At 38.4% G+C, this 15,400-nt stretch carries 15 protein-coding genes; 4 read left to right on the forward strand and 11 right to left on the reverse strand.

Features of this window, described 5'->3' with window-relative positions:
* Window positions 1-138 precede the first annotated feature (138 nt).
* Window positions 139-1,371, forward strand: a complete 1,233-nt coding sequence (locus QQS39_RS04020) for an MFS transporter (RefSeq protein ID WP_285805425.1) — start codon at window positions 139-141, stop codon at window positions 1,369-1,371.
* A gap of 87 nt (window positions 1,372-1,458) precedes the next feature.
* Complete coding sequence (locus QQS39_RS04025; RefSeq protein ID WP_285805426.1) at window positions 1,459-1,641, forward strand: DUF2526 family protein; 183 nt, start codon at window positions 1,459-1,461, stop codon at window positions 1,639-1,641.
* Between the two features lie 117 nt (window positions 1,642-1,758).
* Here QQS39_RS04025 and htpX read toward each other — a convergent pair whose 3' ends face one another.
* The 5 genes from htpX to QQS39_RS04050 form a co-directional block, all read right to left on the reverse strand.
* Complete coding sequence (htpX, locus tag QQS39_RS04030; RefSeq protein ID WP_151434365.1) at window positions 1,759-2,724, reverse strand: zinc metalloprotease HtpX; 966 nt, start codon at window positions 2,722-2,724, stop codon at window positions 1,759-1,761.
* A gap of 76 nt (window positions 2,725-2,800) precedes the next feature.
* Entirely contained in the window at window positions 2,801-3,361 is a 561-nt protein-coding gene (locus tag QQS39_RS04035; protein ID WP_151434366.1) for a LemA family protein, read from the reverse strand.
* A 286-nt stretch (window positions 3,362-3,647) separates the two neighbouring features.
* Complete coding sequence (locus QQS39_RS04040) at window positions 3,648-4,466, reverse strand: dimethyl sulfoxide reductase anchor subunit family protein (RefSeq protein WP_285805427.1); 819 nt, start codon at window positions 4,464-4,466, stop codon at window positions 3,648-3,650.
* 2 nt (window positions 4,467-4,468) lie between these two features.
* Window positions 4,469-5,020 carry a 4Fe-4S dicluster domain-containing protein gene (locus QQS39_RS04045; RefSeq protein ID WP_151434368.1) on the reverse strand — a complete coding sequence of 184 codons (552 nt, stop codon included), beginning with the start codon at window positions 5,018-5,020 and terminating at the stop codon, window positions 4,469-4,471.
* Between the two features lie 2 nt (window positions 5,021-5,022).
* Window positions 5,023-7,359, reverse strand: coding sequence for a molybdopterin-containing oxidoreductase family protein (locus QQS39_RS04050; RefSeq protein ID WP_285805428.1), 2,337 nt, complete (start codon window positions 7,357-7,359; stop codon window positions 5,023-5,025).
* Window positions 7,360-7,590: 231 nt separating this feature from the next.
* Between QQS39_RS04050 and QQS39_RS04055 the strand changes: the two genes are divergently transcribed.
* A complete protein-coding gene (locus QQS39_RS04055) occupies window positions 7,591-8,280 on the forward strand; it encodes an IclR family transcriptional regulator (protein WP_151434370.1) in 690 nt (229 codons plus the stop codon).
* A 64-nt stretch (window positions 8,281-8,344) separates the two neighbouring features.
* Here the strand turns inward: QQS39_RS04055 and efeB are convergent, their stop codons facing one another.
* The 6 genes from efeB to QQS39_RS04085 form a co-directional block, all read right to left on the reverse strand.
* A complete protein-coding gene (efeB, locus tag QQS39_RS04060; protein ID WP_151434371.1) occupies window positions 8,345-9,610 on the reverse strand; it encodes an iron uptake transporter deferrochelatase/peroxidase subunit in 1,266 nt (421 codons plus the stop codon).
* Complete coding sequence (locus QQS39_RS04065; RefSeq protein ID WP_285805429.1) at window positions 9,600-10,523, reverse strand: EfeM/EfeO family lipoprotein; 924 nt, start codon at window positions 10,521-10,523, stop codon at window positions 9,600-9,602. The genes efeB and QQS39_RS04065 overlap by 11 nt, the downstream gene beginning before the upstream one ends.
* Window positions 10,513-11,349, reverse strand: a complete 837-nt coding sequence (locus QQS39_RS04070) for an FTR1 family iron permease (RefSeq protein ID WP_151434373.1) — start codon at window positions 11,347-11,349, stop codon at window positions 10,513-10,515. Before QQS39_RS04070 ends, QQS39_RS04065 begins: the two co-directional genes overlap by 11 nt.
* 2 nt (window positions 11,350-11,351) lie before the next feature.
* The gene (locus QQS39_RS04075; protein WP_285805430.1) at window positions 11,352-11,699 is read right to left on the reverse strand and encodes a cupredoxin domain-containing protein; all 348 of its coding nucleotides are present in this window, start codon (window positions 11,697-11,699) and stop codon (window positions 11,352-11,354) included.
* Between the two features lie 68 nt (window positions 11,700-11,767).
* Entirely contained in the window at window positions 11,768-12,325 is a 558-nt protein-coding gene (locus QQS39_RS04080; RefSeq protein ID WP_151434374.1) for an iron transporter, read from the reverse strand.
* A 304-nt stretch (window positions 12,326-12,629) separates the two neighbouring features.
* On the reverse strand, window positions 12,630-12,917 hold the full coding sequence (locus tag QQS39_RS04085) for a helix-turn-helix domain-containing protein (RefSeq protein WP_151434375.1): 288 nt from the start codon (window positions 12,915-12,917) through the stop codon (window positions 12,630-12,632).
* A gap of 601 nt (window positions 12,918-13,518) precedes the next feature.
* On the opposite strand from QQS39_RS04085, the gene gss reads away from it, so the two are divergent.
* On the forward strand, window positions 13,519-15,396 hold the full coding sequence (gene gss, locus QQS39_RS04090; protein WP_151434376.1) for a bifunctional glutathionylspermidine amidase/synthase: 1,878 nt from the start codon (window positions 13,519-13,521) through the stop codon (window positions 15,394-15,396).
* The last annotated feature ends 4 nt before the right edge of the window (window positions 15,397-15,400 follow it).

Consider the following 15,400-nt stretch of genomic DNA (forward strand, 5'->3'; position numbering starts at 1 on the left):
ACTAGAGGTACCGATTTTTTTTAGCTATTTTTTCAGCATAAATGTTAATTTTTATTTAAAAAATGACTTCTCTATTAACAAAATGATTTTTCTTGTTTAGTATACTAAACACTTTAATCGGGATGGAAAGGAAATGTAATGACAACGGCAAGCCAAACAGGCAAAGCGCCTGAGGCAATCTCTCGTAATAAGCTTTTATGTATCGCAGGTATGGGATGGACTTTTGATGCCATGGATGTGGGATTATTGGCTTTTTTACTCACAGCATTAAAAGAAGATTGGGGATTAACGGCATCACAATTGGGTTGGATTGGTAGTGTCAACTCAATTGGAATGGCTATTGGTGCATTTGTGTTTGGCATTATGGCAGATAGAAAAGGGCGCAAACCTGTTTTTATCTTTACTTTATTGCTGTTTAGCTTAGGTTGTGGATTAACAGCATTAGCAAGCTCTTTGATGGTGGTGCTTGTTTTACGCTTTTTTATCGGAATGGGATTAGGTGGAGAATTACCTGTTGCTTCCACACTTGTTAGTGAAAGCGTTGAAACCCATGAACGAGGTCGTATTGTTGTTTTATTAGAGAGTTTTTGGGCGGTCGGTTGGCTAATTGCTGCGTTGATTGCTTATTTTATTATTCCTGATTATGGCTGGCGTATGGCTATGCTATTAAGCGCATTACCTGCGGTATATGCCCTCTATTTACGCTCAAAATTACCCGAACCTACCTCATCGTCTATTTCACAGAAAAAAACACGTTTATCAATTCGCCAATCAATGGCGTTAATTTGGTCACCACAATATCGCCGCTCAACGTTAATGTTGTGGATCTTATGGTTTTGTGTGGTTTTCTCTTATTACGGTATTTTCTTGTGGTTGCCTAGTGTTGCCATGTTAAAAGGTTTTAGTTTAATTAAGAGCTTCCAATATGTGCTTATTATGACATTAGCACAGTTGCCTGGTTATTTTACGGCAGCTTGGTTAATTGAGCGCTATGGGCGAAAGTTTGTTTTAGTGACTTATTTAGCTGGAACCGCCATTAGTGCTTATTATTTCAGTGTGGCTGACTCTACTGCAACATTGCTTATTTTCGGTATGTTGTTATCGTTCTTTAATTTGGGCGCATGGGGGGCTTTATATGCTTATACACCAGAACAATACCCCGATGGAATTCGGACAACTGGTGCCGGAACAGCAACCGCAATAGGGCGTATTGGTGGAATATTAGGACCTTTAATGGTGGGATATTTGGTTCAATATCAATTTGAAATAAGCTCTATATTTTTGATTTTCAGTTTTTCGATTGTGATTGGAATATTAGCGGTGATGTTATTGGGTCAAGAGACAAAAAATAAACCACTTAACTCAATTTAGTCATGCTTTGTGCGACTAAAAATATAGAATTTCTCCTTCTTGTAATATGATAGCAGTTAAGATTTTTATGAGAAAAAGGAGATAACGATGTCTCATTATGATGAAGTGGTTAAACAGGTTGATGATGCTATTGCGACAACCAGTATTCAAACCATGAACGAACTTTTAGTGGAATTAGGTAAAAATAAAACAATTGAATTTCCACTGCGTTATGAGCAACAAGAGCGTTTACGTACGGCTATTTTCCATCACGGTGAAAAACAACGTTAATTGGATTGTCGCTAAGAAAATTGCTAAGAAAGCTAAGAAATAAGAAAAAGCGTTTTCACCTGTTTATTAATAGGGTGCAAACGCTTTTTTCTTTTTACAGCATTGTATCAACATGAATTAAAACGTTTTTCGACCTTCTAACACTGCGATCCTATTTTCAATAGAGGGATGCGTTGAGAAAAACGAATCTCCTTTATTAAAAATAAAGGCCGCTTTACGATAAGCACGTCCCGTCGAACCATCTTCAAAATTTTCAGTGTCATGTTGTGCTGAAATTTTCTTTAATGCATTAATCATCGCTTGATTATCTTGGGTTAAATCAACCGCAGCGGCATCTGCCATATATTCACGAGTGCGGGATAAATAGAAATAGAGCACCTGTGTAATGATCGGTAAAACCAAGTTGAGAATAATTAAAATGAGTCGCGCTTTGCTTGCTGCATCATTACTTTTACCACCGCGGTTACCAGAGGCAATATATAAGCGACTACCAAAGATATTAGTTACTGTCAGAATAACGTTAGCTAATATGCCAACATATAACGTCAGTCGTGAATCACCATGAATAATATGCCCGGTTTCATGCGCTAATACTGCTTGTACTTCTTGGCGATTAAGACGATTTAATAAGCCTGTTGTTACACCAATAAAGGCATTTTTCTCAGACCAGCCAGCTGCAAAGGCATTCGCTTCTGGTGTATCAAGAAGATAGAGTTTAGGAATGTAGCCAAGAGTTGCACTTAAACTAAGCTCTTCAACAATATTAAGGAGCTGGCGCTCTTGTGCATTTAAAGTGTCATCAGGGCTAATTAATCGCGCATTCATTCCCGTGAGCATAATTTTATGCCCTTTAAAATGAATAAAGATAAGCAATAAAATCGAGATAGCGAGAATAATTAATGAAGCAATGGGAAGAGATTGAAACGTCAGAAATGCCAACATATTATCGGTAAGATCTAAATAAGGATTGGCACCAATAGCCGTATCCACCAGTAAACCGATCATAAGCATTAACAGTAAATATGTTGCTATAACAAAACGAGTTCGAATAGCATTTTTTCGTAGAACATTTCTGAAATCCATTAGTGACTCCAAACAGCACCGCTAAGTGCTGTTTTTATCAATCTAGTAGTAATAAATCTCTCTTACCACCAGCAAATTAATCGAAATTAATGCGGCGCGCTTCTTCCGCTTTAATGGTTCCTTCATCAAGACGCCAGTACTCTTTATCAATAACAAGGCTTGGGAAAATTTTGACGATAAATACCGCAGGAATAGAAGCGATGAAAGCACGGTATTGCTCTAAAGTACGGTTGTAACCACGCTTTGCAAAAGAGAGTTTATTTTCTGTTGAAACAATCTCTTCTTGTAAATTTGCCATGATAGTGTCGGATTTTAATTCAGGGTAATTTTCAACCGCCACATTAATGGCACCACTTGAGACAATTTTTGATAATTCATCTTCAGCCGCTTTGGCTTCTTTAGTATTTGTGCTTTGAGCTTGTGTTCTTAATTCAGTGATTTTAGTAAATACTTCAGACTCATGGCTAAGGTATTTTTTAACAGTGGCTAATAAACTATCGAACACTTTGCCACGACGATCTAATTGTACTGAAATTTCAGTTTCACTGGAGATAACCGCTTCACGCATAGAGATAATACGGTTGTAATAATAAAAAATAAGACCCAGTAACGCGATGGTAATAATTAATCCAGTCATGCGAAGCGCTCTCTTTTTTAATAGTAAACAGGGAATTGTGCTAAATGATTAATGTTAATTTTGCCTATTATTGATAAAGATAGCTAGATGATTATTTCATCAAAGATAAAAAAATACCCCAAATAAATTCGGGGCAAATTAAAGGTAATGTTAAGGTAAATAAAAATATCAAGTGAAACATCGGGGATGAAAACAAGGTTAAATAAGCAAGCTAACTAAGTGATTTACTTCAGTGATTTAAACCCTGTCATTTAACCATGCAATTTAACTTAGAGAGATAACACACTTAGAACCAAGGAGCTTGCGCCATTACATTGCCATAGAACAACATCCTGCCTGCAATTTCGCCACTAAAAAGCATCAAAATAGCGATAATAGAGAGTGATGTTTTGCTAAATAACGCACTGTGAGACAACGTAATAATACAAATACCCATCATCAGACTAGCAATGACTTGCCACCATAATAATAGGCTTGCTACATCTGCACCGGCTACTTGCGCTCTTATAACGACTCCCACAAGTACTAATAATGCGCCGATTAATGTTCCTATTTTTAATGCATTGCTAATGGTTTTACCTTGTAAACGTAACCAAGGGATCATCGATCCAAAACCCAGTAACAACGCTGTACCAATAAAGCTAATTTGTGTTGCTGGCGTATGCCATAACGGGTGTGCCTGCATTTGGTAATAGATTTGTGCCGTAACCAAAATCACAGGCAAACCAATCACACCACAAAATAATCCAATCAAACTATTACGGCGAATAGCATGGGGCTGTACCCAACTCGCTAATGCCCATAATGAAATCAATCCATTTAGCATCACAAAGGCAATGGCTTCGCGACTTAACCAAGAATGGGCAATACCTAAAACAGAACGATAAGCACCCAGCGGATCACCTAAGTGCCCCATCGACATTGAGGAGCCAACAACTTCAATTAACCAAATCAACGCAACGGTTGTTCGTAATGCTTTAGTACTTAGCATTGCAACGTTTTGAGTCTGGTTTTGCCATAGATACAGTGAAAGCGCTAATACCGCGCCAATACCCCATTGGCTCATCACCGTAAACAGGACTAACGGCAGTTGATAATCATGCATAATTAATCCTCCATACCAATAATGACAATATTAGGATGACTGATGGTGTGATCAGGAACGCCATAGCGTTTTTCCAATAAAGCCCAATTTGTTGTATGTTTTTTACGTAGATCTTCAATTTCACCAAACTCAATGGCGCTAGTAGGGCAAGATTCAACACAACGCGGTTTCAAGCCTTCATCTAGTCTATCTGCACACATATTGCATTTACTGGTTTTACCTTCAACGGGATCATAAACCGGTGCATTATAAGGACAGGCCATAATACACATTTGGCAACCAATACATTTGTCATGATCTTGCACAACAATACCATCTTCACGTTTGGTATAAGTGTCAGCAGGACAGACTTTCAGGCATTGTGGATCATCACAATGGTTACAAGACATAGTAATGAAAGCTTGGGCATTAGGTTGGTCTTCGTTGAATTCTCGAACACGGCGCCATAGCACACCAGGTGGTGTGGCATTTTCAGATTTACATGCCATAGAGCAGGTGCGACAACCGTAGCAATCTTTGGTGTTTATCAGAAAACCATACTGTTTCTTCGCCATGATCATGCCTCCCGTCTTACGTTAACTAAGGTGCTATTACAGCAATGACCATTACCTAAAGGCTCTACGTGATCGTTGGTAACATGGCTACTACTTCCGCCTTGTTGCTCCCACCATCCATTGTCTAATGAGATAACACCTTGCTTAATATGAGTGGTCACAACGGCAATCGCACGGTGTTCGCCTCGATCATTAAACGCGATAGCCCATTCACCATCTTTAATGCCGCGAGCTAAGGCATCATTAGGATGGATAAGAAGATTAGGCTGATTGCGCTGTACTTCTAAGATCCATTCATTCATACCATGGCTGGAGTGAACACTACGGGCAAGTTTGCGTTGTACCGCCATAAGCGGATACTTTTTGGCTAGTTCAGGGGAGCCTTTTGTCGATTCTTTTACTGGGTAATAGGTGACAATAGGGGAGAAATTTTTGCTCTGCCACTCTTCAATAAAGAAGTGCGCTTTTTTCGTTGAAGTACGGAAAATACCATCTTTAAAGGGAACCCAATCACCTTCAACTGGGCGTACTGGTCCTTTTTCAAGCATTTCACGAGTAATGCCAGAACCTTTAAGACAAGCATCAATGTAATGTTCGATGGGCTGATTAAAGACTTCACCAAAGCCAAAGCGCTCAGCAAGACGAGCAAAGATCCAATAATCAGGTTTTGCTTCTCCGGGTGGCTCCACCGCTTTTTCCATTAATTGTACATATTGACTACGAACACCCGCCATTAAACTGGTATCTTCAAAAATAGTGGTAACAGGAAGTACAAGATCGGCATAAAGTGCTGTGGATGACATCAAGTTATCTGCGACAACAACAAAAGGAACTTTTTTCAGTGCATTACGCACCATATTGGTGTTAGGAAGCTGCGTCATCACCCCCATTGTCATGATCCACCAAAAATTAATAGGGTGTGGTCTTTCATTGACAATCCAATCACCGACTTTGGCAACAGGGATTGGTTTAATGGGTTTGGCATTCGGTGCTGGTGGAATAATCGGGCTAAATTTCGCCATTTGACGAGCGCCGCCCGCATCACAAATTCCGGCACCTTTTTTACCGATGTTGCCTGTTAATAACGCAAGATAAAACTGGCTGGCTGCGACATAAGCACCGAACTCTGTTCGTTGAGCGCCTGACATATTTTGTACAATCATTGCCGGTTTAGTGGTGGCATAATCGCGAGCTAAACGAATGATCGTTTCTTTTGGAATATCCGTTTCTTGGCTGGTCTTTTCAACAGTCCAAGATTGTGCTTGTTGATAAATTTGCTCAAAGACAGTCATATACTCAGCATTAGCGGGCAGTTCATCATGAGTTAACGCAGGAACAATATTTGGTGTTTCATGGTGAACAAGTTGCTGACTTAAGGTATCAAAAACCAGATAACTATCTTGATCATCATCAGATTGGCGTAATAGCTTTTGCTGTGAGTTAACAAGATAAACGGCACCTGTATGCGCCCGTAAAAAAGGTTTATCAGTGAGATTTTCTTCAATGATAATTTTGATCATCCCTAATGCGAGCGCGGTATCTGTACCGGGTACAATTGGGATCCATTCATCGGCTTTAGCTGCAGTTTCATTAAAGCGAGGATCAATAACCACCATTCTGGCGCCATTGCGGCGAGCTTGGTTGTAATTTTTAAAATAGGCTTGCATAGTGACGGCTGGGTTATTACCCCAACAAAGAATATAGCGACTATCTTTTACCGTATCTCGAGTATCTGCATAGCGCAGACCGACCATTGGGATCATCGCCGCTGTTACCGCGGAACAACATAGCGAGCCAGCTTGCTTTGTAGAGCCTCCTAAGTAATCGAAAAACGCCTTACCCATATCATTTTTAATCGAGTCCATATTGCCTGCATGAGTGGAGATAAATAGCCCCTCATTACCAAACTTATCAATGGTTTCTCTGATATTTTTTTCAATAAGATCAAGCGCTTCATTCCAACTGATTGGCTTAAATTCCGCTTTCCCTTTTTCACCAACGCGTAATAAAGGTGTGGTTAAACGATCTTTATGGTATACCCACTTAGTTCGGCTCATACCACGCAAACAACATTTCACATTAAAGCCTTCAGTGGCTTCAACTTTGATAAGTTGCCCATTATGCGTAAAAGCTGTTAGGTTACAGTGCAAACATTCCATCGCACAGGTTGAACGAAAGGTTTTATATTCTGATAATTTGATCCGAATTTTTTGGTTATATATGGGTTTATTTTCATTAACTAGACTGAACGCGTTAGGAGAAAGAGCTGCCACGCCAATGGCGCCCATTCCTTTTAACAACGTTCTTCTATTTAATTCCCATGTTTGATTTTTAGACATAGACATTCTCACGCACAAGAAAAGTTAACTATATATAAACTCAATTCATATATGGTTAACCTTGAGTTAGATCATCTAAAAATAGACAAAGAAAATAATCGATAGAAAATGATTAAAAATCCCTATTTAAAATAAGGTTTTAGTGAAATAAACTAGTAAAAATGACAAAAAAAGAATAATGGGATATCGTCATAAAACAAAGTAAATAACGAATAGGTGTAAAGAAAATAAATGCAGAATTCTCAAGGAGTTAACTCGGTTGATATCGCTATTACCATTCTCGAATTTATTGCGTCGAATGGAGGTATTGCCCGATCGTCAGATATTGCAAAAGCCTGTTCGCTTTCAAAAAGTCGCTTACATAAGTATTTAGTTTCACTTTGTCGCTCAGAAATGCTGTATCAAGAGAGTGAAGGAAGTCAGTATTGTTTGGGGAGTAAAATTCTTTTTTTAGCACAGGCAACGCCAAAACCACAATCCTTTGTGGATGAGATTAATCAGCTATTATGTGAGTTTAGAGATGAACATAATATGTCTACGGGATTGGTGATACCTCAAGGTAATCAATTGTTTTTAACACGTTACAACCGTAGTTTTAAACATGTTGATATCGATTTTTTGCCTGATACTCCTGTTCCTCATAAAATTAGTGCCGCAGGTGCTGTTTTTGCTACCTTTAGTGATTTGAGGATTGAAGCAGATTTATCACAAAATCAGCAAAATACTATTCGCCAACAAGGTTTTGCTATTCGTCAGGAGCCTGCTGATGGTATTCCAGGCGCGCAATCTATTTCATGCCCTGTGTTTAATAAAAAAGGGGAAATGGTAGCGGCAGTATTGACGATGGGATTTATTGAACCTGAAAGGCAAGTGGAGCTAGGCAATGCATTAAAAGCAAAAATGGCGCATTTCTCCCGCTAATTTGCTAAAGAACGTATTTAGGCACTTTTGCATTAAAAGCAAAGTGCCTAAAATCGTGTGTTGATTAATCGAATAGCCCTTTCGCCAGAATGTCACCTTCTTGAGATATACCGGGTAACACAAAGTAATATCCGCCACCAAAAGGTTTGATATAACGCTCTAAGGGTTCACCGTCTAAACGTTTTTGGGTATCAATAAAACCTTTTTTAAGGTTATTTTGAAACGAGATAAAGATCAGCCCCATATCGAGCTGACCCGAAGGCGTTAATCCTAATGAGTAGCTATAACTACGTCGGCGTAATTTGGCACTATAACGCTCTGGGTTTCTGGGTTCAGCCCGTCGCATATGAGAATCAAATAGCACTCTGTCACCGTGTGGATCTTTTTCAAATTGCGGATCGTCCATCTCTTGCTTCATGCCTATTGGTGCTCCAGTTGAGCGATGGCGACCAAAGTTATTTTCTTGATCTTCAAGCGGTGTTCTATCCCAAAACTCCAAAGCAAAACGAATAAGGCGAACCGCTTGATAACTCCCGCCTAAACACCATTGTGGCTCTTTTTGTTTCTCGGTGATCCAAACAAGAGAGTCCATCAAGCTATTGTCTGAAGAGGGCGCGTTGCCAGAGCCATCTTTAAAACCAAAAAGATTAATCGGTGTTTGTCGATTATCGATATCACGGGCAGGAAGAAAACCATCGATTTTCCATACAGCATAAACCTTTCCTGACAGGTGTTTTAAAATATCCCTTAGCGCATAAATCACGCTTTCTGGGCTATTTGCACAAAGTTGCAGTAATACATCACCCCCACACCATTTAGGATCGAGCCGGTCATTAGGAAAAGGTTTCATTGGTTCTAAGCGCTTAGGTTTTTTAGCTTGAAAACCAAAACGACTATCAAAAAAACTATCACCTAAAGCGACTGTGACGGTTAATTCATCGGGGTGTAATTGTGTTCCTAAAATGCCGGATTCAGCAGGAGGAAGATGTGGATTAGCCCGTTGTTGAAGTTCTCTGGGTTGAGTTAAAAATGCAATTCGTTGGGTCAGTGTTGTGAATATTCTTTTTACATCATCGGCGTTTGTTACTGTCAGATTAAGTGCAATCAATGAAGCATGCTTTTGTTCTGGTGTAATAACACCCGCTTGATGTTGACCTAAATAGGCAATAGCCCGTTGATAGCGAGGAGTAGATAAAGACTCTTGTTTTTCTACTGCTTTCGCTCCCATACTGGCGAGTAATAGACTCCCTCCTAACCACTTTAACGTTGTACGTTTATTGAGATTAACAGGGTTTTTTGATAGCGATTTAAAGAGCGTTTTATTTTTCATCACTTGCTTCTTTATAGTGATAGTAAACATCAATATTGAGCGTGCTACGTAAGTTTGCCACTTGCTCTGCCAATTGTGTTACTTGAGAAAAAAGCCAACTTTTTTCTGTTTCAGGAAGCGCTGTTAAAGGCTGGAATAGACCTTCATCGCGCTGATATTTTAAAAGCAAAGCCCCTATATCGTCATATTGTTTGATAAGCAGTTGATATTCTGTCGTTGGAATATGATTAGATAAGATCTCTACGATTAAGCGCGATCCAGATAAATTGGCATAACTATCACCCAGATCGCTGTTTGAATATTGATTTTCAATACCAGCGAGTTTGTCAGTTAAAATAAACTCTAAGCTATCACCCGCAGACTGAACCAATTTAGGGATAGGAATATCTTCAATCGAGACACGTTTTTTTAAGTCACTAATGCCTCTTAAAAGGGCTTTTGCTGATTCGGTGGCTTTTTGAAGATCTTTTAATTTAAACAGTTGATATTCAACTAAATGAAATCCTGAAAAACGAGGTGAATTTTCTCTTTCAAGAAAGAAATCGGCTCGATTATTCAATAGACGTTCGCTTGTACCAAAAAGGGCAATAATAGGGCGGATCACTTCATAATGATAATGCGCTTGTTGATAAGCATTTTGTGCATTAATAAGCTGATTTTTTTCGCTGCTTTCGATTAATTTATCGAGCGATTTTTCAACTAGCGTTAATTGTTCAACCGCCTTTTCTCGGTAATTTAAAATATCGGTTTCAAACTTTTTAGGAGTGGGGATATCCCCTTTGGCAATAACGATATTGTCGCTATCTTGAATAATACCCTGAATAATTTTTTCCGCATAAATAGGAAAAGAAAACAATAAGATAAATAGAAAAACGGTGATCTTTTTACTTAGCAACTTTACATTATTTAGCATGGCGAGCGCCTCGCTTAAATAACAGTGCTACAACCACCCAATACACAATAAATGTCACCACGCTTAAACCAATAGGTTGAGAACGATAAGCAAAAAACGAGACTAAAAAATTACCAAAGACACTGGAATCATCAAGAATATGGCTAATATCCCAAAGTGGATAAATAAAGAAATCAGGTAATTCAAAATCCATTTCAATCAATAGATTGGCAATTTCTTCTACGGCTTTTAATAACAGAGAAACGGCAAGGAATAGTAATAAAAATCCTGTTACGGTAAAGAAATAGCGCCATGAAATAACTTTTGAAGTCAGCAAAAATAGCCACAGTGTGAATGCAGCGACAAGTAAGCCAATAAAGACCTCAATAAAGAAAGGCAGTGCTGTTTGTGCATTGAGGGCCATAATATGGCTAGAGAGGAAGACCACTACTTCGCTGCCTTCTCTGGCAATCGCAATGGCAATAATTAATAAAATACCCCATGCACTTTGTTGCTGTGTTTTTTGGGTGAGTTCATTTTCTATATTTGCTTTTAATGATTTTCCTTGCCCATTCATCCAATAAACCATCTGTACAATAAGTACGCAAGCGAGGATCTCCATTGCGATCATAAATAGAGATTGCCACATATCTTCGAGTGAGCTAAATACGCCATAAATACTTAGCGCTAGAATAATGGCAAGAAATAACCCAAATGCCACACCACCCCATAAATATTTCATACCTTGTTGTGGTGTTGGTGAGCGTTTTATCCACGCATAAATAATGCCTACCACTAATAGCGCTTCAAAACTTTCTCGCCAAACAACAAACAGAACTTGTCCCATAATTACTCTGCCTTTTCAGTTGCAACAATTTCACCTTGAGGATGAGAAAGGTGAAAATCATCAAAGAAGGTGTAACGGCCTGGTTTTAGTGGTGCGATTACAACGACAGAATTGGCGCCCGGTGCTAATACTTTTTCTTTACGTAGCTGTGTACTTTCAAATTCAACAGGGCTAGTGCCTGTATTACGAATTTTTATTCTAATGGGTGTTTTAGCAGGAACTTCAAGTACTTGGGGAATAAGTTCACCATCTTTCATTTCTAATTCAACGGTGTATTTCTCTGCTGCAAAAATAGAGGATGTCACCATTAAGAGTAGTAATAATGTATATTTAGAGAGAGTTTTGATCATCAGCGTTTCACTTAAAAAAGAGAAAAAGGATAAATCCAAATGGTTGGATTTATCCGTTATGAAGCTAATTAGTAACTACCTTTACGACCTGTACCGCTATAGGTGAAATCCCAAGATACTTCAAACGGTTCAAACCAAGGTGATACACCCGTTTCTTTATCGATATGACGACCAAAAGCGATATCTTTGTTGTATGAAGGCGGGTAAATCTTATAGGTCACGTTATATTGACCATTTCCGTCCAGTTTAAGGTTTTCACCATAGTGAGGGCCATCATTGGCAACCATCGCCATAAATGTACCTTGCTGTTTTTTTGCAGGAGCATCGGATTTTGTTACGGTGTATTCAATGGTGAGGTAAGGGATCCAATCACCTTCAGCAAATCCATTTGGATTATCTTCTGTGGCATGAATATCTGCTTCTAAATGGATATCTGCTTTATCAGCAGCCAAGTGATTCATCGCATGATGACTTTCTTCGATATCCATGGTGATAGGTTGCAGATAAACCCCTTGAATTTCCATACCATTTTTAAGAATAGGATGACCAACGGGATACTCAACAGCAAGAGCGGACGCAGAAAAAAATGAGAGAGCAGTGAGAGAGAGCGCATAGCGATATTTCATGTTTAACCCCTATTATTGAAATGATAATTGTTATTATTCTTAATAAGGTTAACATAATTTGTATTAGAAATAGGAGATAATCTATACGAAAAATATCGCTTAAGCTGGTCGAGAAATCAGTAAAAATAGTGATAACATTTTCTTTTATAAAAGAAAAAAATTTGTTGTTCTGAAATAAATATATGAATGGGATTGATAATTGTAGGTAATAACACCCAGTAAGATTATCTAATTAAGAATGATATATGGAAATCTTATTTATCATAATAAGAAGATAAAAGAGAAGATTTCCATATAAAGAAGATTAAATCTGACTTTGGGCGCTCCAAAACTGTTTGGATTGTGTCAGTGCCACGGCAGAAACTTGCTCTTCATTTTGCGGTAGGAAAAATGCAGGGGTGACTTTTAGCTCTTGTGCAATATGAAAGAGCATATCAACATCAATCTTACATAGCCCATTCTCATAACGTGAAAATTGTTGCTGGCTAATACCGACTCGTTCAGCGACAACCTTTGCTGACAAGCGAAGTTGCTGGCGTTGTTTACGAATTTTATGCCCAATAATTTGAGAAATGGGATAAATCTTTGACATTAGTGACCTCATTCTTCCTATCAACCACCAATAATACTCAATAAATTGAATATCAAGTTTCCGTGTGGATCTTCAAAATAAACAAGCGCTCCGGCTTGAATGAGTAAAATCCATACTACTGTGTTATCGGTTAATTGGATGAATTATTTATACCCATCACGTTATAAGATGATATTAATTTTCATTAAACTATTTTGATATCCTGCTTTTTCCTAGCAGGATAGTCGAGATTTTTTTGATAAACAGTGCTATATATTGCCTAAACACCATTTTATCTGTTATTTGCGCTCGCATTTATGATTAATAAAGAGTAAATAATGCAGTTACAACAAAAAAGATAAAACCCTCTTTGACTGTGTTTATGCTCGAAAATACCTTTTATAGGCTTTTTATAATGGGTTATTTTTGAGTTTTTTTTTATCTCATCGCGATTTCCCTTCTTAAACGAGTATCAAACTCAAACAACAATTTTCATTTTGTTGTCATTTATAAAATTACATTCACTTCTGATGGTCTACAGCGTTAAGATTGTTATCTATAATACTTATACAGATTATAAGTATTGCAGGGTAGTTATCTATTTATCGTCAAGGTCGAGATTATGAATGTAAAAGATATCATTCGTCATGAACCATTTGGAACATTGCTAGGCTATGCGCCTGGTGGTGTCGCGATTTACTCTTCAGATTACAGCAGTATTGATAAAGAAGACTATGCCGCTAATGATTCATTCCGTAGTTATATTGGTAATGAATATATGGGGCACAAGTGGCAGTGTGTTGAGTTTGCTCGCCGTTTTCTCTATTTGCATTATGGCGCTGTATTTACTGATGTGGGAATGGCTTATGAGATCTTCTCACTGCGTTTTTTACGTAAAACCATCGATGACGATATATTGCCATTACAAGCCTTTGCAAATGGTAGCAAACAACCACCAGCAGTGGGTGCTTTATTGATTTGGCAAGAAGGTGGCGAATTTAAAGTAACAGGGCATGTTGCTGTTATTACTGAAGTGCTTGAAGATAAAATTCGTATTGCAGAGCAAAATGTTATCCATACTCGATTACCCGCAGGGCAACAATGGACTCGAGAATTACCGCTTAAAGTGACGGATAACGGTTACTTTATTCAAGATACTTTTGATAATACAACGCTATTAGGTTGGATGATCCAAACAGAGCCTAATGCTTATAGCCTTCCTCAACCTAAAATTACACCAGAACTATTAAATATTCATGCCGAACAGCTTGATAATAAAGGTCAATTAGATGGCAAATGGTTAGATGAAAGCTCGCCACTAGAAAAAGCTTATGTCCTTGCGCAACATGGTCATATTATCAATCAAGATAGCTATGAATATTTCACCATTTCAGAAAGTGCAGAACAGGAACTTATTCGCGCAAGTAATGAAATGCATTTGATGTATTTGCATGCAACTGAAAAAGTCTTGAAAGACGATAAGCTACTGCGTTTATTCGATATCCCTGAAGTGTTGTGGCCTCGTATTCGTTTGTCATGGCAAAACAGACGCCATCAAATGATCACGGGACGATTAGATTTTTGTATGGATGAAAGAGGTGTCAAAGTTTATGAATATAATGCTGACTCAGCCTCTTGCCATACAGAAGCTGGTTTAATTATCGAAAAATGGGCGCAAAAAGGTGGAATTAAAGAGGGCTTTAACCCCGGCGAACGCTTACTTGATGCATTAGCGGATGCTTGGAAGCACTGTGACGCAAAACCTTTTGTGCATATTCTTCAAGATGATGATAGTGAAGAAGATTATCACGCTCTCTTTATGCAACAGTCACTGACCCAAGCAGGTTATAACAGTAAAATTCTGCGTGGGTTAAATGAACTTCATTGGAATAGTCGTGGGCAATTGATTGATGCAGACAAGCGTGTTGTTGAATGTGTTTGGAAAACATGGGCTTGGGAAACGGCGTTAGACCAACTAAGAGAAGAGAGTGAGCAACAAGCACTGATCCCTATTCGTACGGGGCATCCTGAAGGCGAAGTCCGTTTGGTCGATGTGCTTTTACGTCCTGAAATTACCGTTTTTGAGCCTCTTTGGACTCTTATTCCTAGTAATAAAGCGATTCTACCTATTTTATGGCAATTGTTCCCTGATAACCCTTATTTGTTAGATACGGATTTCACAGTGACACCTCGTCTTACACAAAGTGGTTATGCGGTTAAACCGATAGCGGGGCGTTGTGGTAATAACATTGGTTTAGTCGATCATAAAGATAACGTGTTAGATGAAACCAGTGGTCAATTTGATCATCAAGAAAATATTTACCAAGAATTATGGTGTTTACCAAAAGTAGCAAATCGTTATATCCAAGTTTGCACCTTTACAGTGGGTGGGCATTATGGCGGTTGTTGTTTACGTTCAGACCCTACTCTAGTTATTAAAAAAGAGAGTGATATTGAACCTTTAATTGTGATTGAAGATAAACACTTTTTGGCTAAATAAGATC

Source organism: Proteus appendicitidis (genome assembly GCF_030271835.1).
Classification (GTDB): Bacteria; Pseudomonadota; Gammaproteobacteria; order Enterobacterales; family Enterobacteriaceae; genus Proteus; species Proteus appendicitidis.